Here is a 24,878-nt window from a genome sequence, read left to right as displayed (position 1 = left end):
AGAAGTACTTTTTCATGTAAAATACAATGAGTAAGCAATCAATATTATGAAGGAGAGCTTCCTTTGTTTCAAAATTGGATGAAGAAAAAAGTTGAAGACACATTGGATCAATCTGAACAACATGAAACAATGGCATCAATGGACGTGCCTGATATGGACTATTACTTTATTATGGGTGATGTGCCAAAACAGGATGAGAGCTTAACAAAATCTTTAAAGACAAAAATTAAGCCTTTGGCTGATCAACATAAACGTACTGCAATTTTAACTTTGAATTATGATGCAAATGTGAAGGAACGTATTCACCGCATGGAAGAGATCTTTTCTTCTGAGATTGACATCTTGAATGTATATGAACACTATATTCTACCGGAAAGTGGTAGTAAGAGACGTTACTCGGAATTTATTGTCGGTGAATCATCGCATTCGATCAATGAAGCAGTGATTCCGGCAGATGAATCCACGATTCAGGTGACGAGATATGAACGATCTTCTTCTCCCATTTGTTATATTGAACAATATAATGAAGAGCAGCAATTGGTGAAAAGGGAAGAATATAATTGGCAGGGCGTTTTATGCAGAGTACAAAGCTTTGTTCCCCATACAGGTGCACTATACTTAGAGGAATTGATCAATGACGATGGCAGTATTTATATGGAGTTCATCTACCATGGAGATGTAAAAAAGAATCCAGTGCGACATATTAATTGGTATAAAAAAACAGGAATTCAAACATTTACAAAGAAGACCGATATTAAACAATTATGGCTATCCAGCATTCAATCACAAAATGACCGTTTGAAACTGATGATCACAGAGGACCGTGATCAAGACCGCCACCTGTTTAAAATTGAGCAGCCTGAAACAACTTATTACGCTGCATTTGTGCATCACGCACATTATGAAGAAGATCTGCATCAAGTCAATTCTCAATATGGAGAATTATTTAAACAAATAAGAAAACAGCAAGTGGACGCTGTCTTTTTTGGGGATACTAAACATAAAGAAGATGTCGAAAAACTATTGGGAGAACAAGCCTATTTTTATCTTGTTCCTTCTGACGAAGAGACTGTTTGGAATACGGCGATTCATCATATGCTCGAAAATCGTGAGCATAAAGATGAACTGAGAGGGATCGTTGACAGCATGAAATGGGTCTTGCGTGATCTAAGCTCTGAGCATCATGTTCTTCACCTTCAACTCGAGTTAAAAGATGAAATGAGTCATGCGGATCATGTGCAAATTGATTTCGCAGGATATGATCGAGTGAATGGAGCTGAAATCATCTCTCAAACAATCGATGAGAACCATCAAGTCAGCTTCCCAATCGGCCATTTTCAAACAAAGAAAAACATTGAAATCAACCAAACGAAATTTGTGGATTTTTACATTCGTTTTAAAACAGAAGAACTTCAAGAGGTTTTGCAGCGTCTAGAAATAGAAGGTGAGCTGCTTACGAATAAACCATCTTCGATCGATGGATGGTCATATCAAACGAAACAAGGAAACTATTCATGGAAAGTAAAATAGTGATATAACACAACGGTAAGATTTCTGAACAGAGGAGATTAACGATTAATGATTGAAGAGGGAATTCATAAGAAGAGTGTCGTTGAAAGGTTAAAAAATCACCATGAGAAACTAGAAATGCTGATTCGCATCAACGATGACATGCCATTAACAGATAGAGAATTTTATTTGTTTATGAGGGAGAGAGTTTCGAAACAAGAACTTTTCCTTCCGCTTGTTCATCAAGAAGAGAATCTATTCAAATTGGTATTGAATGAAGCATCGCTGCCGCTTGCGTTAGAGCAAGGCCAGACATATAACTTGTATGTCACGGACTATTTGAGCACAAACAAAGAAGAGGATGAGGACGAGCTTGAGGACTCAGCTTATGATTCTGATTCCGAAGAAGAGGAAGAAGAAGTAAAAGAAGCGGATATCAATACAGATATTGAATCTGAAGAGAAAACGTCAAACTATAAACGCCGCTTAAAAATGGAAATAGAAAAGCCTGAGCTGACTTTTTTAGAAAATAAAGACGCCATGCTGTGTATCATTCCATACCGTACAGACAAAGGGAATGCTTCTTTGAAAATCAAGCGTGAGCTAAAGGTTGTGAAATTCAATCATATCGAGCTCAACAAAGGGTGTATGTTATCTTTATCCGGGTATGCAGGTGTACTAAGTGCAGAACATCCGTATGAGATCAAAGAAGCAAAGCTTCTATTGAAGAAAAATGGTGAAGAACCAATTGAACATCGTTTTCCGGTCAATATCACCCATATAAAAGACGAAGTGATCGAATACCGTGATGATCAACATGTACCACAGCTTTATCAATTTTTAGCAGAAGTCCCTTTAGAGGAATTGACCTATTCATTAAACAAACGCTTTGTATATCGCTTCTATCTTGAATTTATCTGTGATGTAAACGGAGCAGAGGAAACATTAACAACCACTTCTTTAGTGCTTGGAGACCGCTCGAACAAACTCAAAGGACTTGTTCAAATTCATAAACGAAACGATGTACCGATTCGATATGAAGTGTACCGAAAGAAAAAAAGACAAACGCTTGGCATCCGTATTAATGATTACACAATGAAAACACGTGCCAAGTATTACGTCAAAAGCAAGTGGAAGAAATTCAAAAAGAAGATCAGTAAAATCAAAAAAGTCCGTAACCGCCTTGTGACAAGAACGTTTAAAACGACCTTTAAACTGGCGAGTAAGCTGTCTGTGAAAAAGAAAACGGTTGTTTTTGAAAGCTTTAATGGAAAACAATTTAGTTGTAACCCGCGTGGGATTTATGAGTATATGAAAGAACATCACCCTGAATATACGCTGATCTGGAGCGTTAAAAAGGGTCATGAAGCACCGTTTAAGGAAAAAGGCATCTACTATATCAATCGTCTGTCATTGAAATGGATATTTGCGATGGCAAGAGCCGAGTATTGGGTCGTAAACAGCCGTTTGCCGCTATGGGTCCCCAAGCCAGATCACACAACATACTTGCAGACTTGGCACGGTACGCCGTTAAAACGGCTGGCAATGGACATGGACGAGGTGCATATGCCTGGAACAAACACGAAGAAATACAAAAAGAATTTCACAAAAGAAGCATCGAATTGGGATTATCTCATTTCTCCAAATGCCTACTCGACTGAAATCTTTACACGTGCATTCCAATTTCAAAAGACCATGATTGAGTCAGGATATCCGAGAAATGACTTCCTTCATAATCAAAACAATGAAGAAACGATGAGAGCACTGAAACAAAAAATGAACCTGCCGCTCGATAAAAAATTGATCTTATATGCACCGACATGGAGAGACGATCAATTTTATAAAAAAGGGCAGTACAAATTTGATTTAGACCTTGATCTGCATGAGATGAGAGCTGCTATCGGAGATGAGTATATTATCATTCTGCGTATGCACTATCTAGTTGCTGAAAACTTTGATTTAGGGCCTTATGAAGGCTTTGCCTATGACTTCTCTCATTACGAAGACATTAGAGACCTTTATATGATTTCAGATCTGCTCATCACAGATTACTCATCTGTGTTCTTTGATTATGCAAACCTCAAACGTCCGATGCTGTTCTATGTGCCAGACATTGAAACATATCGTGACAAGCTCAGAGGCTTCTACTTCGACTTTGAACAAGAAGCACCTGGACCACTTGTGAAAGAGACAGCAAGTGTCATTGACTGGGTGAGAGAAACAGAACAGTCAGACTTTACACTACCAGAATCATTTGCACCGTTTTATGAAAAATTCTGTTACTTAGAGAGCGGGGCGTCATCGAAGCGGGTGGTTGAAGTAGTTTTTAATTCGCAACGCTTTTGATTGTTTTCTTATAGATGGAAAAACACCTTTGGAAGGTATCAAGTTCAATACTTGACCAATATCCAAAGGTGTTTTTTAATACATATAATTTTATTCTATATATAAGTGGTTAATTAGTTTTTGTACAGACATTTTTGTAGAAGAGGTCTAGCGCCTCGCTATTATACTTTTCGTAATCAAAGGATTTTTGTTCCATACTATTCTGGATAAAATCAGACATACCATTAAATAGCGCAGTTTCATTATTATCAACTAATAATCCATATCCACCCTCTAAGACGGAATGTACTCCAGTTACATCGGTAGCTATAATTGGTTTCTTTAAAATCATTGCTTCCATGAGAACCAAGCCTTGCCCTTCATAATCTGAAGATAAGACAAAACAATCACATTCATCTAGTAAAGAAAATGGATTTTCGAGTTGTCCAACAAAAAACACGCAATGTTCTAGATGTAACTTTTTTGTGTGATCCTTTAATTCTCTTTTTAAAGGCCCTTCACCCACAATATACAATACAGCTTTTGGGTATTGCTTGTGTAATTGTGAGAAAGCAGAAATTAATTTCTTTTGCCCTTTTTCAGGAGATAATCTTCCTACAGTAATAAAGTTGATGTACTCCTTATTTGGAAGTGGAATCGCAGATAGATTAAGACCGATGGATTCGTTTTTATCATTTTGATAAGTAATTAAATATCTCTCATTATTAAATTCTATAATCTCTTTATTTTCTTTCATTTGAAGGACTTTGTTAGGCGAGATTACATTATTAACAAAAACCATTTTCTCTAAAGCATTAGGAATATAAGGGCTTAAGTTCAAGTGATTTTCTATGTTAGTCGATTCGGCAACTGAAACAATTCTATCGAAGAACTTGTACAGTGAGAAAATTACTTTTAGGTTACCACGATGTTTATATTTGTGATTCACTTTCTTGTTATACTCTTTCATCATGTCGGCATGCAGGAAAATACTTTTGACTTTAAAATCTCCGAATGCGAAAAGAAGAGTCCAAAATTTGTTATACCCTCCAAAATCTATTCCTACATCAAACTTCGTATTACCAATAATTCTCTTTAATTCTCTCTTGTATGAGTTTACTGGAGTGTATTTTAACATTTTGTTATTGTATAAACCACGGCGGAAAATTAGATTCTGTTTATATGTTTCTTTTAATGTTCTATTAACAAAACCTGGTCTATAAATAATATGAACATTAGGATGAAGCTTTTGTATGTTCATCCATTTATCTTTATGATAATTTGAGTTATCAATGACGACAACTTCATATTTGTTGTAATCAATCTGATCAAATAAATTAGTCGCTGAAACGGTTATACCATTATTGTAGAAGCCCCCACAATAAAAAAGTAATTTTTGTTTATTGCTTTCAACCTTGATTAATTCATCTTGATTTTTCCCTTTAAATATTATGTCAATGAGTCGATTAGTAGCATTTCCGTCATCATAAGAGCAGTATTCATCTAAAAACTCTTTGTATTGACTTTCAAACTGTTTATTGAAGTTATTTAAACTGTTTAGTTGGCCTAAGCTGTCAATTAAATCAACTATATTTTCACAGATAGGTCCTGGAAGTTTTGTTATATCTAAATAAAAACCTCTTTCTGATTCATATTCACGTAAGTCAGGCATATAGAAAAAGACAGGTCTTTTTAAAGGTAGGAAATCGAAAAAGATACTTGAATAATCTGTAATCAAAATGTCTATAGCTGATAAAAGTTCATTTGTATCAATCCAGTTTGGAACACAAAGATGTTCAAGACCACTCTGTTTAAAAAATTTATAAGAAAAGTAATGAGATTTTAAAAGTACTAAGTAATCATCACCAAGCGCCTGCTGAATTTTCACCACTTCACTATGCAATGTATAGCAAGTATCCTCTTCGGCCCCTATTGTTCCTCTCCATGTTGGAGCATAAAGTACAATTTTTTTATTAAAAGGTAAGTCTAATCTTTCTTTAACACTTTCACTGTTAGTGTTTAATGTTAAATCTACTCTAGGATAACCGATATTTGCAATTTCCCCGGCAAATATCCCAAATACATCATTTGATTTTAGTAATTTTTCATACGTAAAAGTATTCGGGCTAATAAGGTAATCACAATGAAGCAAATTTCTTTGGATATTTTTATGACCAGACATTGATCTTTTATTAATATCCTTCCCTAAAGTTTTTAAAGGAGTTCCATGCCATGTATTGATATAAACTTGCTCTTCTCTTTTAATAAAGTAAAAAGGAAATGACGTATCATTAACTAAATATTTTGAAGTTGCTAAATATTTTAGATATTCATTGCTATCAACTTTAACAAAGGAAATATTAGAAGTTTTCTGCTTTAATTCTGCAATCATTGGATCATTGAAATCATTAATGACCCAAACATGATGTAAATCTTTAAAAGTACTATCTTTCATCAAGCCTAGAAAAATTGCGTAACAATTTCCAGAAATACTTTTGCCATGATAAGCTTCATATAGAATATAATTACTTCTAACCGGATTTTTCTCTAAATAGGAGGTGTATTTACTTCTAATACGAAGTCGTGAATCTCTGGAAAACTCAATTAGTGGATTTAAAATAAATTTAATCTTTCTTGTAACGATTTTTTTGAATTGCTTGATTCTCATTAATGTTAAGCCCCTTCATGTAATATATATAATAGGAAAATGATATTTATTTTGGAAATGCAATTATCCTGATAATTATATTCTAATGACAATTATAAAGCAATGATATAATAAGGTAATTAGTAACCTAGAATAGCTGAATATACCAGTGTTTATTTTGATCAAAATTCCCTACTATTTAATATACTCATTCGATTTGAAAAGTGAAATATTTCTCAACATCTGTTACAATTATGAGCGGTGATTTTTTTAAAGAGGCAATCCCAAAAACTTATATCTAAGGAAGATTAGAATGAACGCATTGTTTACAATATTAAGAGAGCAAATCAGCTCACTTCCGCTGATTATGCGACTTGCTGTTTATGAAACAAAATCAAAATATCAGATGAATTATTTGGGTGTTTTGTGGCAGTTTTTAAATCCATTAATGCAGATGCTCGCTTACTGGTTTGTTTTTGGTATGGGCATTCGCGGAGGACAGCCAATTGCCATTGGAGACATGGAGGTTCCATTTATCATCTGGATGCTTGCCGGTTTAATCCCTTGGTTCTTCATTAGTCCGACCATTCTTGATGGATCAAACAGTGTGTTTAAACGCATTAATATGGTATCGAAGATGAATTTTCCGATTAGTGCGCTGCCGTCTGTGGTGATTATGTCAAACTTGTTCAGCTACTTTGTTATGATGGGTGTCTATCTGATTGTGCTGATTTCCTATGGCATCTATCCTGACGCGCATTGGCTGCAATATATATACTATCTTATTTGTATGATCGCGTTTATGTTTTCGTTTAGTTTGTTTAATTCCACGATTAGTGTACTTGTGAGAGACTATCAATTTCTTTTACAATCTGTGACACGATTACTTTTCTTTTTGCTGCCGATTTTTTGGAATATCTCAGAGAAGCTCACTGGAGACAAAGCGTGGATTGGGGACATATTAAGACTGAATCCTCTTTTCTACATTATTGATGGTTTCAGAAATAGCTTATTAAAGGGAGAATGGTTCTTCCATGATGTCAAATACACACTTTATTTTTGGCTGATCACGCTTCTTCTTTTAACAGTCGGTTCATTGCTTCATATGAAATTTAGGGATAAATTTGTCGATTTTCTTTAAAAAGTAAGGAGATTATACGATGAAACTAAAGGTTTCGTTTCGAAACGTATCCAAGCAATACGTCCTATATAAAAAACAGTCGGATAAGATTAAAGGGCTGTTTTTACCTAATAAAAATGAAAAAGGTTTCTTTGCTGTTCGTGATGTGTCCTTTGATGTCTATGAAGGCGAGACAATTGGTTTTGTCGGGATTAACGGGTCTGGAAAATCGACAATGTCGAACCTTCTAGCGAAAATCATTCCACCGACAAGTGGCGAAATTGATATGGACGGCCAGCCTTCGTTAATTGCCATTGCTGCCGGGCTGAACAACCAATTAAGCGGGAAAGACAACATTCGTTTAAAGTGCTTAATGATGGGGCTGACGAATAAAGAGATAGACGAGCTTTATGAAAAAATCGTAGAGTTTGCGGATATTGGTGACTTTATTGACCAGCCGGTTAAGAGCTATTCAAGCGGAATGAAATCACGCCTTGGCTTTGCCATTTCAGCGCATATCGATCCAGATATCCTGATTATTGATGAAGCACTGTCTGTTGGAGACCAAACCTTCTATCAAAAATGTGTGGACCGCATTACAGAATTCAAGGAACAAGGAAAGACGATCTTTTTTGTCAGTCACTCCATTAGCCAAATCCAAAAAATCTGTGATCGGGTGGCTTGGATGCATTATGGTGAACTTCGTATGTTTGATGATACGAAAAAGGTCGTGAAGGAATATAAGGAGTTTGTTGAGTGGTTTAACAAGCTTTCCAAGAAAGAGAAACAAAAATACCAAATGGAACATAAAGAAGGTAGAAAAGGCGTACAAAAGACAGAGAAGGTGTCTCGTTATCAAGAGAACGGAAACCGCCGCTCATTGTTAGGACCCGCATTTCAAGTGACAGTTTTAGCGGTCTTAACGCTATTGCTAGCCTTATCGATGTTTTCAGATCGCCCGCTTCGTACATTGGCGACATTTGGTGCAATCCCATCAGATAAGACAGAAGCGCCTCAGTCGAAGAACCCGCAGACCAAAGGATCGCCTGATATGAAAAAGGTGGATCAACAGGCGATTGTCACGGCTGATCCACTCAAGGTTTACAAAGACCAAGCCATGAAAAAAAAGGCCGATGTCACTTTGCCATTTGGACAAGAAGTACAGGCTGTGGCTGAAAATAAACAAACCGTTCAAATTAAAACAGCGTCAGAAACGTATTTTGTCAAACCCGATGCGCTTCAAAATGCAGAGGATTTAAAGTCATTATCCATTGGACCAGGACAGTTTAATTCCTATGTATCGCCTGCATCGGCAGGTTCGTATGAGTATTTACTTTCTTTCCTTGGAAAAGAAGAATCTGTGCTGAAACAGAGAATGCAGACGCTGAGTTCAGTGAAAAATGACCAAGGAGATACGATTGAGCGATTGACCACAGAGAAAACCGACTATGTCATTCAAAATGGTCAGGCAAACACGATTATGTTTCGCGGCATTATGCCAATCTCTCCTTCCACACTTGGGCTGACGGAACAAAATGTCTGGATGAATGAGAAACGAACAAAGTTCGCAGTGAAGGGCGAAAACAACCTGTTTGTCATTGATAATGAACAGCATACACTGACTATTTCAGTCATTAAATAAAAAAGCTGCCGATGCCGGCAGCTTTTTTTAATTCACTTCCTCTTTTTCGAGAAGCTGTTTCATAAATGGAATGAGTTTCTTTTTCAATTCTTCATCCTGAAGAGCAAACTCAAGCGTCGTTTCGATGAAGCCTTGCTTCTCGCCGACATCGTATCGTTTCCCTTCGAAATCATAGGCGAATACGCGCTGGATGTCATTTAGCTTTTGAATGGCATCTGTCAGCTGAATTTCTCCGCCTGCACCAATCTCTTGTTGATCTAGGTACATAAAAATCTCTGGTGTGAAAATGTAGCGCCCTAAGATGGCTAGGTTTGATGGTGCTGTTCCTTGCGGCGGCTTTTCAACAAAGTTTTTGACTTGGTAGCGGCGTCCTTCTTGTGTAAGAGGGTCGATGATCCCATAGCGATGTGTATCGCTGTCAGCTACTTGCTGAACACCGATGACAGATGAAAGGGTTTTTTCGTATTCATCCATCAGCTGGCGAAGCCCAGGCGTTTCGGCTTGCACAATGTCATCACCTAATAAAACAGCAAAAGGCTCATCGCCGATAAAGTTGCGTGCGCACCAAACGGCGTGTCCGAGTCCTTTAGGCTCTTTTTGACGTATGTAATGAATGTCAGCAATGTTAGAGGATTTTCTCACTTTTTCTAAAAGCTCGCTCTTTCCTTTTTCCTCAAGGTTGCGCTCTAACTCTGGTGCAAAATCAAAATGATCCTCAATGGCTCTTTTTCCTTTTCCGGTGACGATAATAATATCTTCAATTCCTGATTCAACAGCTTCTTCAATAATATATTGAATGGTTGGTTTATCAACGATTGGGAGCATTTCTTTAGGCATTGCTTTTGTTGCAGGGAGGAAACGTGTCCCAAGACCTGCAGCTGGTATTATGGCTTTACGTACTTTTTTCAATGAACTTTGCACCTTCCTTACATATAGAAAAAATGATTTGGCTTCATTTTTCATCTTTCATAAAGTGTAACTTACAAATGATAGAAATGACAAATGATTTACGATAAATGCATGATTTGATTCATTATCTATTCTAAAGAGTTTGTGTAAATTTTTATGTTGAAAAGAGTAAAGGCGATGTAAAAATTGAAAATAGAATGATTAGGATTCGTTCCTATTCTTTTGTATAATACACTTATGATAAATGAGAAGGAAAGAGGCATCGACTATTGAAAACATTACATGTAATGACTGTATTCGGGACGAGGCCTGAAGCGATTAAAATGGCACCCCTTGTCCTTGAGTTGAAAAAACATCCGCAAATCAAATCCTCAGTCACTGTGACTGCACAGCATCGGCAAATGCTTGATCAAGTGTTGAAAGCCTTTAACATTCGTCCGGATCATGATTTAAATATTATGAAAGAACGTCAGACATTATCTGAAATCACATCAAATGCACTCTTGAAACTAGATCAACTATTTCAAGAGGAAAAACCTGATATTGTCCTTGTTCATGGAGACACAACAACAACCTTTGCAGGAAGCTTGGCCGCATTCTACCACCAAATTTCAGTCGGTCACGTTGAAGCGGGTTTAAGAACACACAATAAATACTCGCCGTTCCCTGAGGAATTGAACCGACAAATGACAGGCACGATTGCCGATATTCATTTTGCTCCTACAAATGAGGCAAAGCAGAATCTTTTAATTGAAAATAAAAAAGAAGAGACGATTTGTGTGACGGGGAATACTGCAATTGATGCATTGCAAACAACGGTTACCGAGCAGTATCAACACCCTATTTTAGAGAAAATAGGCACAGATAAAATGATCTTGTTAACGGCTCATCGCAGAGAAAATCTCGGCCAGCCGATGAAAAACATGTTTAGAGCGATTAGACGTATTGTAGAAGAGTTTGAAGATGTTCAGGTTGTATATCCTGTACATTTAAATCCTGCCGTTCGTGATGCGGCTCAAACAGAATTCAGTGATCTTGATCGTGTGCACTTAATTGAGCCGCTTGAAGTCGTTGATTTCCATAACTTCGCTGCTGCCTCACACTTTATATTAACGGATTCTGGGGGTGTCCAAGAGGAGGCGCCTTCTCTAGGGAAGCCAGTATTAGTTCTGCGCGATACAACAGAACGCCCTGAAGGTGTGAAAGCTGGCACGCTGAAGCTCGCTGGTACAGATGAAGAGACCATTTACAACATGGCAAAACAGCTGTTAGTCGATCAGAAAGAGTACGACAACATGTCGAAGGCGTCTAATCCATATGGTGATGGACAAGCGTCAAAACGAATTGTCGAAGAGCTTCTCCATCGTTTTGGATTAAGTGAAGAAAAACCAGTTCCATTTCAATCATAAAAAAAGAAGACTACATTTCTGTAGTCTTCTTTTTTACTGCTCCAAACTTTCCTTCAATTCCTTCTTCACATTCGCAAGACTGTTGTCATCAAGCTGGTAGTAATAAATGTTATTGATACGTGTGCCTGATCCTTTCAGCTCGTGCTGCTCCACATGCTGTCTTGCATCACGATAATCATTCATCATCATCCACATATCGTCAAATGACATGTTTGTCTTCATATTATTTTCCACGACTTTGAACATATCGCCGAATTTCGTAATAGATGAAATGTTGGCACCTTTTGCAATGATGCCTTCAATGACCTGGCGCTGTCTTTGCTGACGTCCGAAGTCACCCTTTGGATCTTGCTTTCTCATTCTTGTGTAGGCAAGGGCTTGATCGCCATTCAGGTTAATTTCTCCTGTACCAAATGAATGGCCGTCATAGCTAAATGCAAACGTGCTATTTACTGTAATACCGCCAAGTGTATCAACAATATCCTTGAAGCTTTCCATATTGACTTTAACGAAGTAATCAACAGGTACATCAAGCAGTTCCTCTACAGTATCTGCTGCCATTTGTGTACCGCCAAATGCATAGGAGTGGTTGATTTTATCCATTGTGCCTTTTCCGACAATCTTCGTATACGTATCACGCGGGATGCTCACCATCTCGGTCGTTTTTGTTTTCGGATTTACTGTCATGTATATTAATGTATCTGCACGGCCTCGGTCATTTTTTCGTTCATCGACACCCATGACTAAAATAGAAATCGGGTCTTTCTTACTTAAATCGACATCTTTGTCACGCTTATCTGACTTCTTTAAATTTTCTTGAATGCCTGCGACGGTCGATGCTGCTGTGTTCCAAAGATGATATGCGTATCCGCCAGTTGCTAATACGAATAAGCCAATAATCGATAAAACAATCCAAAGAACCTTTTTCTTCTTTCTTTTTCTTTCAGCTCTCATAATGTCCCTCACCTTTTCTATGATTCTTCCATGATTATAGGTTTACGAATCTTGATAAACAAGTTATTTTTTTACTCTGAACCTAGATATAGACGTTGTAACAAAAAAAAGGTTTCAAAAAACCTTAAATTTACCTTAAAATAATAACTTATAAGACGATACAAAGACATGAGGTGAAAAAAATGAAGAAAATCGTCGTTTTACCGTTCTTAATACTGCTACTAGGTATCGTGCTCACAGCATGTGGAACGGCCGAGCAGTCCTCAGGAGAAAACAAGACAAGCAGTTCAACTCCTCAGGTACTGGAAGAGAAAGCTGAATTTATTGGAATGGCTGATGCACATACAGTCGAAGTGAAAAAAGTGAATACGACCCTAAGCTATGAATTTACGGATAATTTTAAAGATGTGTTAAATGAATTTAAGCCAGGAGACACAGTAGAAATCTCTTACTTTATTAATGACAGTGGTCAAAAGGAAATCCAGAAGATTGAAAAACAGAAGTAAAAAAGATGGGCGGGATGAACAAAATTGAAGAAAACAGGCGTTACACTAATCGTTCTCATGATACTGACTCTACTAGTTGCACCCTTTCAGTCTGCCATGGCAAGCTCGGCAATTTCAGTGAAATTGTCTAATTATATCGGAAACAAAACAAGTATGGATATCTCAACAACTGGGGAATACAAGCTATCAGGATCAAATGTTGCTGTGACAAAAAGATATGACGGCAAAAATAGATACGAAGTAGCCAACAGCATCGCTTCTGCTGGCTGGAAAAACCCATCAACTGTTGTCATTGTCAGTCGTGATGCATTTGATCATGCAATTTCTGTATCGCCGTTAGCATACAAACTGGGCGCACCTATTTTGTATACGAATATTGAAAAACTGACGAAAACAACAGAAAACCAGCTGAAGAAAATGAAGCCGGATAACATTCTGATTGTCGGAAATACGAAAAGCATTTCAACAGCTGCTGAGAAGTCTATTAAAAAGTATGGCAAAGTCAGACGTATTAGTGGAAAAGATAAGTTTGAAATCTCCCAAAAAATCGCAAAAGAAATGGGTAACTATAAGCAAGCTGTCGTTGTCGGCGGGAACTCATTTATGAATGGGATTGCCATTGCATCCTACGCATCGAGAAAGGGATACCCTATCCTGTTAACAAAAAAAGATTCCATTCCGTCTTATAGAATGCCAAGTAAAGTGATCATCATCGGCAGTACGAAAAGTACTGGACAAAAAGTTGAAAATCAAATCAAAAAAACCTCACAGGTGACAAGAATCAGCGGGGCCAATCGCTATGAATTATCTGTGAATATTATAAAGAAATTAAATATTAATGCAGATAAAGTTTATTTGGCAAAAGCCTCTAGCTATATTTATGCGATGCCGCTGTCGCAATTGGCTGCAAAATCTAACAGTACGGTTGTGTATGTGAAACCCGATTCTGTCACAGCGTCTTTAAAAGCACTGCTGAAGGAAAAAGGTACATATGCTTATCATCTTGCTGGCAGCACAAGTGCAATTAAAGATAGCTTGAAAAATTCATTAGCCAAACAAGTCTATCTGAAAAAAAATCAAAACTACCAATTGAATATTTCTAACGGAAAAATTTCATTAAAAGGCATAAAGACGTATAACACAGTAAGAGTTGTTCCTGAGAAATATTCAACAAAAAATGTCCTTCAAATTGCAGGAAAGCCGTATTTAGGCAGCGTAAACTTTGCAATTGAATCAGGGTATATCAGGCCGACTCTCGAAAATATTCCATTTGAAGACTATTTAAAAGGTGTAGTGCCAAATGAAATGCCTGCAAGCTGGAATGTTGAAGCGTTAAAAGCACAGGCGGTTGCCGCTAGAACGTATTCGGTGAAAAGTATTGGAAAAGTCGTCCCTGATACAACAGCCTTCCAAGTATATGGAGGATATAACTGGTACACAAATTCGACAAAAGCTGTCGATGCCACAAAAGGAAAGGTTCTGAAATACAACAATCAGCTTATTTCAGCAACCTATTACTCTAGCAATGGCGGTTATACAGAGGCGAGTGAAGAAGTATGGGGAAATGCACTGCCATACTTAGTGGCCAAAAAGGATCCAAAAGATCCAGTCAATCCATGGACACTGAAACTCTCTAAGAAACAGCTGGGCACGACATTGACTGCCAGCACAGCAGCATCTGAGTGGTCTAAAGCAAAAGAGACAAATGCAGCTGACCTTGCCGGCCTGAAATCATGGCTGCTCAAAAACAAAGAAACCGCTGCATCTGATATGAAAATCGCATCGATCTCAAGCCTGACGTTCTCAGGGAAAACAAAAGGCCAGCGTGCGAAGACGGTATCGATCAAACTGACATACCATTTGAAAAATAAAACAGGCACATATTCGGTAAACAAAAGCACAACGGCAAGTATGAAGATGACCGAGTTTCGATCAGTCATGGGCGCAACAAAGGTGAAAAGCACGTTTGCGTCAGTCAAAAACAATACAAATGACTTCACGATTTCAGGAAAAGGATATGGCCACGGCATTGGTATGAGCCAATACGGAGCCAAAGCGAGAGCGGAATCTGGAAACTCGTATTCTTCCATACTCTCGTTCTACTATCCAGGTACAAAACTAACAAACTATTAAAAGGTAAAAGGAGGACATAGAAGATGCGCTCATTGATGAAAACAGCCATCCTCAGCCTCATCGCCATTTTCGTTATCGTTCCAACAGCATTGGCAGACAATTCAGTCTCACGAATTGATGGCGGGAGCAGATATGCTGTAGCGGCAAACGTAGCGAAAAAAGGATGGGGAACTGCAAGTACAGTCGTTTTAGTAGGGAAAACTGCGTATGCAGATGCAACAGCAGGAATTCCACTTGCATACCAAAAAAATGGACCAGTTCTTTACACAAACAGTAAAAGCCTTTCGGGTGATACAAAAAAAGCCTTAACTTCATTAAAAACAAAGACGGTAATCGTTTTAGGCAGCACATCAAGTGTGTCAAACAACGTGGTCAACCAAGTGAAGAAAATGGGCATCTCCACACAGCGTATTTCAGGAAAAAACCGATATGAGCTATCTGCCAATATCGCGAAAAAAATGAAAAAGCCAGCAGGCGTCGTTGTCGTTGAGGGTTCTTTCTATGCACATGGGATTGCGATTGCACCTGTAGCAGCTCAAAAAGGATTCCCAATTCTATACACAGATAAAAAGGGACTTCGTTCTGAAATCGCTTCTGTTGCAAAAGCAAGCAATGTGAAACAAACCATTGTAGTCGGCGGAGAGAATTACGTCACAAAAGCAGCTTATAACCAATTGAAATCACCAACGCGGATCAAAGGCTCGACTCGTTATGATGTCGCGGCAAATATTGTGAAAAAGTACAATATGAGTGTCAATAATACCTATGTAGGAAGAGGATTTGGTTACGCCACTTCATCTTCTGCTGCAGGCATTGCAGCGAAGCAAAACAAAGCATTGCTTCTAACGAATGAAAAGACGCTGCCAAAAGTAACGAGAGCAACAGTGAGCAGTAAGAAAATCACCAAATTTACTGTCGTAGGCAGTACAAATACAGTGACACCAACTGTTGTGAACCAGCTGAAAAACCCGGCTGTTGGTAAAAAAGTATTCATTGATCCAGGTCATGGTGCGCATGATTCAGGAGCTGTAGGATACGGATTATATGAAAAGAATTTGAATTTAGATGTAGCAAAGCGTTTAAATACGAAATTAAACAACGCTGGTGCACTTGTGGCCATGTCAAGAACATCAGACACATTTGATAGTCTTCAAACACGAGTGAGCAAAGGTGCGTCAGCAAATGCAGATATCTTTATCAGTGTCCATGCGAACTCAAATGATAACAGCAGTGCAAATGGAACAGAAACGTATTATGACAAAACCTATGCGGCTGCAAACAGCCTGAAGCTGGCGCAAAACATCCAGCCTAAAATGGTCAGCGCACTAGGTACAAGAGACCGTGGTGTGAAAACAGCTGGCTTCTACGTCATTAAATATTCTAAGATGCCGAGCGTTCTTTTAGAAACTGGTTTTGTTTCCAGTCCAGTTGATTCAAACATCTTGAAATCTGCTACGTATAAAGATCGATTAGCGTCAGGTATTTCAAGCGGTGTGTCAGGTTATTTTAGATAAGAAAACACAAAACTGAGGGGTGCCTCAGATAGGCTGCTCGAGAACGTACTCGGCAGCCTTTTTTCAAAAGTTCATGAAGCTCCTGGGTGAAGAAGGGTTCAAACCAAGGAGGTTGACTTCATGCGTTTTGATATCAAATGTATGTTACTGATTGCTGTTTCACTATGTTTATATACACCATCCGTTTTTGCCCAGCACGCTGTAACGAGGATAGAAGGAAGCAATCGATATGAGGTGGCTGTAAATACCGCGAAAAGGGGCTGGCAGGAAGCGCCTGCCGTTGTTCTTGTGGGCGGTGATGCTTATGCAGATGCCCTGAGTGCTGTGCCTTATGCTTACCAGCAAGGGGCCCCAGTCCTGTTAACGAATGCTGGCAGTCTTTCAGGTGCTGTAAAGACAGGGTTGCAGCAGCTGAAAACGAAGCGTGTAACGATTCTTGGCGGGACTGCGAGTATTTCTGAAAAAGTCGTGAAGCAGTTAAAAGCGATGAATCTATCCGTTTCCCGTATTCAAGGAAAGAACCGCTATGAATTGGCGGCAAATGTGGCTAAGCACATGAAGAGTGCTAGTGCAGCTGTCGTCGTGAATGGTTCTGCTTATGCTGATGCTGTCGCGATTGCTCCGTACACTGCCAAACAAGGCTATCCCATTTTATTAACAGATGAAAAAGGATTGCGCCAAGAAACAGCTAATCTATTAAAAAACAAAGCGGTCAAGCGGACCATTGTGATCGGCGGAGAAGCAAGTATCAATAAAACTGCTTTTCAAAAGCTTCCCTCACCAGTCAGAATAAGCGGAGCCAATCGGTATGAGGTGGCTGCCCAAATTGCTAAAACGTATCCAATGAAGACAAGTCACACATTTATGAGTCATGGGTATGCCTATGCAGATGCAGCCGCTGCGGCAAGTATAGCAGCGAAACAGGGACAAACCCTTCTTCTCACAGATGCTCAAACGGTGCCGGATGCTATCAGAAAAGTCATTGGGGCCAAACAGATGTCAGCATTTTCTGTGGTAGGCGGAACATCAGCCATTCAATCAAATGTCATCACACAGTTGAAAAATGCGGTGTTAGGCGAAACAATTTTTATTGATCCAGGTCATGGTGCGCAAGATGCTGGAGCGATAGGGAATGGGCTGCTTGAAAAGAACATCAATTTAGAAGTAGCATTAAAGCTGCGGTCAAGGCTTCACCAGGCGGGTGCCCTTATTGTCATGTCGAGAACTTCTGATACATTTGACTCCTTGCAGACACGTGTCAGTAAAGGAGCCCAGGCAAGTGCTGATATATTCATCAGTATCCACGCCAACGCAAATGATAACAGCGGTGCGAATGGAACAGAGACGTATTATGATACAACATATGCGGCTGCTCATAGTGTCAAGCTGGCACAACAGGTGCAGCCCCGAATGGTCAGTGCCCTTGGAACAAAAGATCGCGGAGTGAAAACAGCAGGGTTCTACGTCATCAAATATTCTAGAATGCCGAGTATTTTGCTAGAAACCGGCTTTGTAACAAGTCCAATCGATGCGAGTATTTTAAAATCTACCGCTGCAAAGGATCGGCTGTCTTCTGGAATTGCAACGGGTGTGTCCAACTACTTTGACGTAAAATGAATCATGAATGATGTGTCAAGTTAAAAATACATTTCATTTTTGGTTATGTTTGTTATAATTGAAACATAGAAGGTGAATGGTTTACACATAAATCTTCAAACGACAGCAAACCGACAAATCATGAAGAGGTGACGATCTTGAAAAAATTAATCACAATGCCGTTTCTAGTATTGCTTCTAGGAGTATTGCTCACAGCGTGCGGCACAACAAATCAATCAAGCGATAACAAAAAGGATGACAGCAAAAAAGAAACAACTGAAGCAGCCGATCAAAACAAAGATAAGGCTGCGGACGAAAAATCAGAAGATCAATCATCAAATGAAAAAGCAGATGATCAAAGTAAAGAAACAGCTGCTCAAAAAGAAGAGCCGGCAAGTCAATCTGATGAAGAGGCAAAAGACAGCTCAAGCAAAGAAATTACAAAAGAAGAACCTGCTAAAGACCAATCAAAAGCTGACTCAAAAGGTGACTCTAAAACAAAGAAAGAATCAACGGCTAGTAAGAAAAATGAAATCACCAAAGAAGGCACATATGTCGGTTTGGCTGATGGACATACAATTGCTGTCAACATTGACGGCAAAGAAGTAGCTATTCAATTCGGAAATACATTTTCTAAACAAGTGAACAGCTTAAAAGAAGAATCAAAAGTGAAAGTAACCTATACAAAAGATGCAAACGGAACACTTCGATTAAAAACGATCGAATCTGTAAAAGCAAAATAAAGAAAAGACCCGGAGACCCGCAGAATTGCGGGTCTTTTTTACGTTCAAAAGGGCATAACTTGATATAAGTGCATATTCTTAACACAGTTTTACAAGACTTAACAGCGCATTTACATTTGCTTAATGTTGCTCTGCTAAACTGACTTTCATAGAACATCTCTTTACACAACAACTACTTTGAATGGTGAGGTGCAGGTCAGTGAGTGCAGAGAAAGCGATGAATCTTTACAGAGAATATGAAGTGAGACGAAATCACTCTTTTGCCTTAACAGAACATATGGTTCGTTATTTATTTGCAAAACGTTTCATAGATTTAATGTTCTCGTTCATCGGATTGATGTTGAGTACGCCAATCATTTTGCTGTTTGCTCTTTTGATTAAGCTGGAAACACCAGGGCCAGCCTTTTATATGCAGGAAAGGGTCGGGAAAGACGGTGTTTACTTTAAATTATGGAAGCTCAGATCGATGAGAACTGACGCAGAAAGCGGAGGAGCGAAATGGGCTCAAAAAAATGACCCGCGTATCACCAAAGTGGGGGCATTCATCCGTAAAACAAGAATTGATGAACTTCCGCAATTTATCAACGTGTTAAAAGGAGAAATGAGTATCGTAGGCCCTCGTCCAGAAAGACCGATGTTTACCGCAGAATTTAATCGGACGATTCCAGGCTTCACAAAAAGGTTGGCGGTAAAGCCGGGGCTGACAGGTCTTGCTCAAGTAAATGGCGGATATGAAATGAGTCCAAGTGAAAAATTAACACATGACTTACAGTATATTCAAAACTTGACATTTTCTCTCGACACGAAGATTATGGTAAAAACGTTAAAAGTCATCATGACTGGTGACGGAGCCAGATAAGTAAAGTAGGGAAGAGAAATGGCAAGTATGAAAAAACGCATGCTAGGCGGGGCAAGATGGACAAGCTTGTCCGCATTGATCATCACCATTATCCAAATCGCACAGTTCGCCTTTTTAGGGAACGTGATGACACTCAAGGAGTTTGGACTTGTTGGCATGATCACAACTGTCACAATATTTACGCAGATTTTACTAGATCTAGGAATTGGGGCAGCAATCATTCAAAAGGAACAAACGACAGAACGTCAATTATCTACATTATATTGGATTAACCTGCTCACAGGGATTATCTTGTTTTGTCTGCTCATTCTGCTAAGCCCAATGATAGCCGCTTTTTATAACCGGCCAGAGCTAGAGGGTCTGCTCAAGCTATTATCGATCATGTTTCTAATCGCACCGATTGGCCAGCAGTACCAGTATATGATGCAAAAAGACTTAGCCTTTAAAACATTAAGCACCATTGAAGCCATTGCGACCATCATATCGCTGCTCGTTTTACTCGTTTTCGCCTTCTTCATGAATCCGATTATCGCCTATGTCATTTCTCAAGTGCTGCTGCAATCAGGAAAAGGTCTCATGTATGCAGCGGCTTATTGGAAGAAGTGGCGTCCAGCACCTGTTTTTGCATTAGGAGAGGTGAAGGAATTTTTCTCATTCGGTGCCTTCCAGCTCGCTTCCAGACTGGTCAACCGAGCAGGATCGAACATCGACATGATTTTAATCGGCCGGTTTCTTGGAGCGGAAGCGTTAGGTATTTACAGCTTGGCGTATCAAATTGTAACAATACCCGTGCTGAAGATAAATCCGATTGTGACGAGAGTGGCTTTCCCGGTTTTCGCAAAAAGTCAGCGGGATCACTCCATGCTGCGAGAGGGCTTCCTAAGTATGACGAATATGCTCGCATTGGTTAGTTTTCCATTATTAATCGGCCTTGCTGCCGTATCAGACAGCTTTATTGAAGTCGTGTTTGGAGAGAAATGGCTAGTAGCGGTTCCGGTTCTAAATATATTGTGCATTGTCGGCCTGCTGCGTGTGCTGATGAATCCAAACGGTTCAATACTTCTTGCAAAAGGGAGAGCGGACTTAGCCTTTTATTGGGATACGGGGATGCTTGTCGTATATGGCTGCGCATTATATGCAGGTGTCACTACAGGCAGTCTGCTCACAGTAGCTTGGATCTACTCAGGTGTCAGCCTGCTCAACTTTATTGTCGGCAGATGGCTCATGGCATATGTCATTCAGCTTGATATGAAGGTGTATTTAAAATCACTTGGAAAACCTGCTGTCATGACGCTGCTCATGGCTGTCTGTGCGGTAGCTTTACATCAAGGGATGAAGCTGACGACAGCAGATATTTCACTTCAATTACTACTGACTGTTTGTGTCAGTGCTGCATTGTATGGCTTGCTGCTCATCAAAATGTATCCGCAGGCTGCAGGCAAATTATTGAGAAGAGGTCGTTCGTCATGAAGGTGCTATGGCTGACAAGTGTATATCCTAGTGAAAAACATCCGAGTGAGGGCGTGTTTCATGAAACGCAAGTGCAGGAGCTGCTCAAACAAGGAATAGAAGTGACTGTCATTTGCCCAAATCCAGTGAATCCGCCGGTTTTACGGATGCTGAAGGCATCCTATCGGCAGAAAAGGGATCTGCCTGAACAGGAAGTGAGAAGCGGAGTCACAGTTTACAGACCGCCTTATCCAGCGCTCCCAGGACAGCTGAAATGGGCGCAGCCGAGTAAACGAATAGCGGCTTCCGTTCTCAGAGCAATGCAGCGTCATCAGCTGTTACCAGATTTTATCCATGCGCACTTTGCCATGCCGTCTGGCGGAGCGGCGGCTGTTATTCAGAAAGAAACGAAAATCCCTTATCTTCTGACCTTGCACGGCAGTGATGTGAACGTATATCCGAACTATAGCAAAGGGGCGAAGGCAGCCTTTGAAACGGCGGTGAGGCAGGCATCTGCTGTTCTGACAGTGAGTGAGGAGCTGGCTAAAAAGACAAATGAGATGACGAAGGTAGAAGCAAAATGTCTTCCGCTTGGTATTCCGCTCCGATCATTTTCCAGAACGGAAGAAGGTCAAGAAGGCATCAGAAAGCACTTAGGTTTACCGCTTCAAGATAAGCTCGTTGTTTTCGTCGGGCGTTTAGTGAAAGAGAAGGGCTTGCTTGAATTAGCTGATGCTGTCAGCAGCATGGATGGGGTGAAAGCAGTCTTTGTTGGAAAAGGCCCCCTTGCAATGGAGCTCACAGAACGGGCGGGAGCATCTATTATACTCCCAGGCCAGGTGCCGAATGAGCAGGTGAGAGACTACTTAATGGCAGCTGATCTGTTTGCACTCCCTTCCTACAGTGAAGGAATGCCAACCGTCGTTCTAGAAGCGCTCGCTTTAAAGGTACCTGTCATTGCAACAAGGGTTGGTGGTCTCCCATCCTTATTTTCAACCTATCAACACCTGCTCGTTGAACCGCGTTCGACGCGTCAGCTGAAAGAGGCGATTCACGCCTGCCTTTATGAAAACAGCTGGAATGAAGAAGTGAAGAACGTTCTTCATGAAATAGTTCATACAGAATATTCATCAGAACATAATGCGAAGCATCTCATCCAGCAATATGAGAAGGTGCTCAATCAATCAACATCCATCGTTTAAACAAGATGAAATGTGCAAAGAATGATAGATAGATAAACAGCTTGGAACGGACAATATGCTTTTACTGAGAGGATGAAAAATGTTGAAGAAAATTGCTGTGATTGGAACAGGTTATGTCGGGTTAGTATCGGGTACTTGTTTTGCTGATATCGGAAATCGTGTCATCTGCTGTGACATTGATGAATCAAAAATCAACAGCTTAAAAAGTGGTGTCGTTCCCATTTATGAACCAGGTTTAAAGGAATTGATTGAAAAGAATACAGAAGAAGGAAGATTGTTTTTTACAACGAATATTCCTGCCGCTATTAGGGAATCAGAGATTATCTATATTGCCGTAGGGACACCGATGACACCACAGGGGGAAGCAGATTTAACGTATGTGAAGGCTGTCGCTCAAACGATCGGTGAACACATGAATGGATATAAAATCATCGTCAATAAAAGCACAGTTCCCGTTGGAACAGGCCGTCTCGTTCAAGCCATTGTGGAAAAGGCATCGCGCAGCAAATATCCTTTTGACGTCGTATCCAATCCAGAGTTTCTCCGAGAAGGCTCAGCGATTCAAGACACGATGAATATGGAGCGGGCGGTCATTGGTTCGACTAGCACTCATGCCTCTACCATCATCAAAAGACTGCATGATCCGTTTCAAACAGAGGTTGTAGAGACCAACTTAGAAAGTGCTGAAATGATTAAGTATGCTGCAAATGCCATGCTTGCCACAAAAATCTCATTTATTAATGACATTGCAAATATTTGCGAAAGGGTAGGCGCTGACGTTGAAAAAGTCAGTGAAGGAGTTGGATTAGACAGCCGCATCGGGCATAAATTTTTAAAAGCAGGCATTGGATTTGGGGGTTCTTGTTTCCCGAAAGACACGATGGCTCTACTCAAAATTGCCGAAACATCCGGGTATCGTTTTAAGCTGATCGAATCTGTCATTGAAACGAACAACAACCAAAGAGCCCACCTTGTCAGCAAATTGATGAGTGTGTTCGGTGATATTAAAGGAAAAACCATTTCTGTCTTAGGCCTCGCCTTTAAACCGAATACGAATGATATGCGTTCAGCGCCTGCACTAGATATTATCCCAATGCTGAGAGAGCTGGGGGCTTTTGTGAAAGCCTATGATCCGATTGCTTATGTAGAAGCTGAACGTGAGCTTGGCCCGCAGGCGATCTTCAGCAATGATCTGTATGAAACAGTAAAAGATACGGATGCCTGTCTCATCCTAACAGAATGGGATGACGTACAGAAGATGGATAAAGACCAGATCAAGCAGCTGCTTCGTTCACCGATTGTAATTGATGGAAGGAATTTGTTTGATCCAGCAGAAATGAAAGAGAGAGGATTTATTTACCAGTCTATCGGCCGCCCGAGTGTATGGGAAGCAGAATTGGTATCGAAGGCACAATAACAGGGGGAGCTTGGATGAAGAAAGTATTGGTTACTGGGGGAAGCGGATTTATTGGATCACATACGGTAGAGGCTTTACTAGAAAATGGCTATGAGCCCATCGTTCTTGATAACTTTTCAACTGGATCTCGAGAAAATATTGCCCATCTTTCCGTGCAATGCATGGAGGCAGATGTTACAAAGCCAGCGACGATTGATTTGATCAAACAAATCGCACCGGATTATATCATTCACCTTGCAGCACAAGTAAGTGTAGCCGTTTCCGTTCAGGATTTCGTATATGACGAAGAAGTTAATATAAAAGGATCTCTGCACGTCATAAAAGCCGCGGCTGAAGCAGGAGTGGAGAAAGTGATCTTTGCCTCATCAGCAGCTGTCTATGGAGACCCGGTGTATCTGCCAGTGGACACCGCTCACCGGCTGAAGCCTGGTTCACCATATGGCTTAGCAAAACTGACAGTAGAGCGCTATTTAGAAATGGCAAAATCACTCTATGATGTGGACTATTGTATTCTCAGATACAGCAATGTATATGGTCCGCGCCAAGACGCACTTGGAGAAGGCGGTGTTGTCTCTATTTTCTCTGATAAGTTTGCAAAGGATGAGGCCCCTTTTATCTTTGGAGATGGGGAACAAACAAGAGACTTCATCTATGTGGGTGATCTAGCGGCAGCGAATGTTGCGGCTTTAACAGCCCAATCAAACGTTTGTTTAAATATCTCGTGTGGTGATTCCATCACTGTAAATGAACTGTTTCAAACGATGAAACGGGTAACGAGATCACAGCTTGAACCGATTTACAAGCCGCAGCGTGCAGGAGATATCGTGCATAGTACATTGGCAAATGAGGAAACGAAACAAGTCTTAGCATGGGAGCCTGTTGTGAGTTTACAGGAAGGTTTGGCTCGTACCATTTCCTACTATAAACAGGAAGTCAAGGCTTAA

18 protein-coding genes are annotated in these 24,878 nt (G+C 39.9%); 15 read left to right on the top strand and 3 right to left on the bottom strand.

Annotated features, from left to right (window positions below; translation table 11 throughout):
* Window positions 1–63: 63 nt before the first annotated feature.
* Together NSU13_RS16500 and NSU13_RS16495 are read left to right on the top strand one after the other, a co-directional pair.
* Window positions 64–1,530: an alpha-glucosyltransferase N-terminal domain-containing protein gene (locus tag NSU13_RS16500; protein WP_034281135.1), complete on the top strand. Its 1,467-nt coding sequence runs from the start codon at window positions 64–66 to the stop codon at window positions 1,528–1,530.
* A gap of 48 nt (window positions 1,531–1,578) precedes the next feature.
* Entirely contained in the window at window positions 1,579–3,855 is a 2,277-nt protein-coding gene (locus tag NSU13_RS16495; RefSeq protein WP_342489640.1) for a CDP-glycerol glycerophosphotransferase family protein, read from the top strand.
* A gap of 109 nt (window positions 3,856–3,964) precedes the next feature.
* Here the strand turns inward: NSU13_RS16495 and NSU13_RS16490 are convergent, their stop codons facing one another.
* Window positions 3,965–6,502, bottom strand: a complete 2,538-nt coding sequence (locus NSU13_RS16490) for a glycosyltransferase (protein WP_034281132.1) — start codon at window positions 6,500–6,502, stop codon at window positions 3,965–3,967.
* Window positions 6,503–6,794: 292 nt separating this feature from the next.
* On the opposite strand from NSU13_RS16490, the gene NSU13_RS16485 reads away from it, so the two are divergent.
* Window positions 6,795–7,622 (top strand): ABC transporter permease, encoded by an 828-nt coding sequence (locus NSU13_RS16485; protein ID WP_034281130.1) that lies wholly within the window; start codon window positions 6,795–6,797, stop codon window positions 7,620–7,622.
* Window positions 7,623–7,641: 19 nt separating this feature from the next.
* Window positions 7,642–9,243, top strand: a complete 1,602-nt coding sequence (tagH, locus tag NSU13_RS16480) for a teichoic acids export ABC transporter ATP-binding subunit TagH (RefSeq protein WP_111926828.1) — start codon at window positions 7,642–7,644, stop codon at window positions 9,241–9,243.
* A 27-nt stretch (window positions 9,244–9,270) separates the two neighbouring features.
* On the opposite strand, the gene galU is transcribed toward tagH, so the two are convergent.
* Complete coding sequence (gene galU / locus NSU13_RS16475; RefSeq protein WP_008343198.1) at window positions 9,271–10,152, bottom strand: UTP--glucose-1-phosphate uridylyltransferase GalU; 882 nt, start codon at window positions 10,150–10,152, stop codon at window positions 9,271–9,273.
* A 269-nt stretch (window positions 10,153–10,421) separates the two neighbouring features.
* Here galU and wecB point away from each other — a divergent pair, with 269 nt between their 5' ends.
* Complete coding sequence (gene wecB, locus NSU13_RS16470; RefSeq protein WP_024423642.1) at window positions 10,422–11,561, top strand: UDP-N-acetylglucosamine 2-epimerase (non-hydrolyzing); 1,140 nt, start codon at window positions 10,422–10,424, stop codon at window positions 11,559–11,561.
* Window positions 11,562–11,594: 33 nt separating this feature from the next.
* Here wecB and NSU13_RS16465 read toward each other — a convergent pair whose 3' ends face one another.
* Window positions 11,595–12,515, bottom strand: a complete 921-nt coding sequence (locus NSU13_RS16465; protein WP_070326081.1) for a LytR family transcriptional regulator — start codon at window positions 12,513–12,515, stop codon at window positions 11,595–11,597.
* A 182-nt stretch (window positions 12,516–12,697) separates the two neighbouring features.
* Here NSU13_RS16465 and NSU13_RS16460 point away from each other — a divergent pair, with 182 nt between their 5' ends.
* From NSU13_RS16460 to NSU13_RS16415, 10 genes are all read left to right on the top strand, one after another.
* A complete protein-coding gene (locus tag NSU13_RS16460; RefSeq protein WP_024423640.1) occupies window positions 12,698–13,021 on the top strand; it encodes a hypothetical protein in 324 nt (107 codons plus the stop codon).
* 24 nt (window positions 13,022–13,045) lie between these two features.
* Window positions 13,046–15,154 (top strand): SpoIID/LytB domain-containing protein, encoded by a 2,109-nt coding sequence (locus tag NSU13_RS16455; protein ID WP_034281125.1) that lies wholly within the window; start codon window positions 13,046–13,048, stop codon window positions 15,152–15,154.
* Window positions 15,155–15,177: 23 nt separating this feature from the next.
* The gene (locus tag NSU13_RS16450) at window positions 15,178–16,668 is read left to right on the top strand and encodes an N-acetylmuramoyl-L-alanine amidase (RefSeq protein ID WP_111926826.1); all 1,491 of its coding nucleotides are present in this window, start codon (window positions 15,178–15,180) and stop codon (window positions 16,666–16,668) included.
* Window positions 16,669–16,788: 120 nt separating this feature from the next.
* Window positions 16,789–18,285 (top strand): cell wall-binding repeat-containing protein, encoded by a 1,497-nt coding sequence (locus tag NSU13_RS16445; protein WP_342489639.1) that lies wholly within the window; start codon window positions 16,789–16,791, stop codon window positions 18,283–18,285.
* Between the two features lie 128 nt (window positions 18,286–18,413).
* The gene (locus NSU13_RS16440; RefSeq protein ID WP_231293933.1) at window positions 18,414–19,007 is read left to right on the top strand and encodes a hypothetical protein; all 594 of its coding nucleotides are present in this window, start codon (window positions 18,414–18,416) and stop codon (window positions 19,005–19,007) included.
* A 199-nt stretch (window positions 19,008–19,206) separates the two neighbouring features.
* Window positions 19,207–19,866, top strand: a complete 660-nt coding sequence (locus tag NSU13_RS16435; protein ID WP_034281119.1) for an exopolysaccharide biosynthesis polyprenyl glycosylphosphotransferase — start codon at window positions 19,207–19,209, stop codon at window positions 19,864–19,866.
* An 18-nt stretch (window positions 19,867–19,884) separates the two neighbouring features.
* Window positions 19,885–21,336, top strand: a complete 1,452-nt coding sequence (locus NSU13_RS16430; RefSeq protein ID WP_342489638.1) for an MOP flippase family protein — start codon at window positions 19,885–19,887, stop codon at window positions 21,334–21,336.
* Window positions 21,333–22,517 carry a glycosyltransferase gene (locus tag NSU13_RS16425; RefSeq protein WP_326483807.1) on the top strand — a complete coding sequence of 395 codons (1,185 nt, stop codon included), beginning with the start codon at window positions 21,333–21,335 and terminating at the stop codon, window positions 22,515–22,517. Before NSU13_RS16430 ends, NSU13_RS16425 begins: the two co-directional genes overlap by 4 nt.
* A gap of 79 nt (window positions 22,518–22,596) precedes the next feature.
* Window positions 22,597–23,934 carry a UDP-glucose/GDP-mannose dehydrogenase family protein gene (locus NSU13_RS16420; protein WP_034281112.1) on the top strand — a complete coding sequence of 446 codons (1,338 nt, stop codon included), beginning with the start codon at window positions 22,597–22,599 and terminating at the stop codon, window positions 23,932–23,934.
* A gap of 14 nt (window positions 23,935–23,948) precedes the next feature.
* Window positions 23,949–24,878, top strand: a complete 930-nt coding sequence (locus NSU13_RS16415) for an NAD-dependent epimerase/dehydratase family protein (protein WP_252049850.1) — start codon at window positions 23,949–23,951, stop codon at window positions 24,876–24,878.

Source organism: Bacillus sp. FSL M8-0049 (genome assembly GCF_038593355.1).
Lineage (GTDB): Bacteria > Bacillota > Bacilli > Bacillales > Bacillaceae > Bacillus > Bacillus safensis.
Note: the sequence above shows the minus strand (reverse complement) of the source record. Positions and strands in the feature narration are given on the sequence as shown.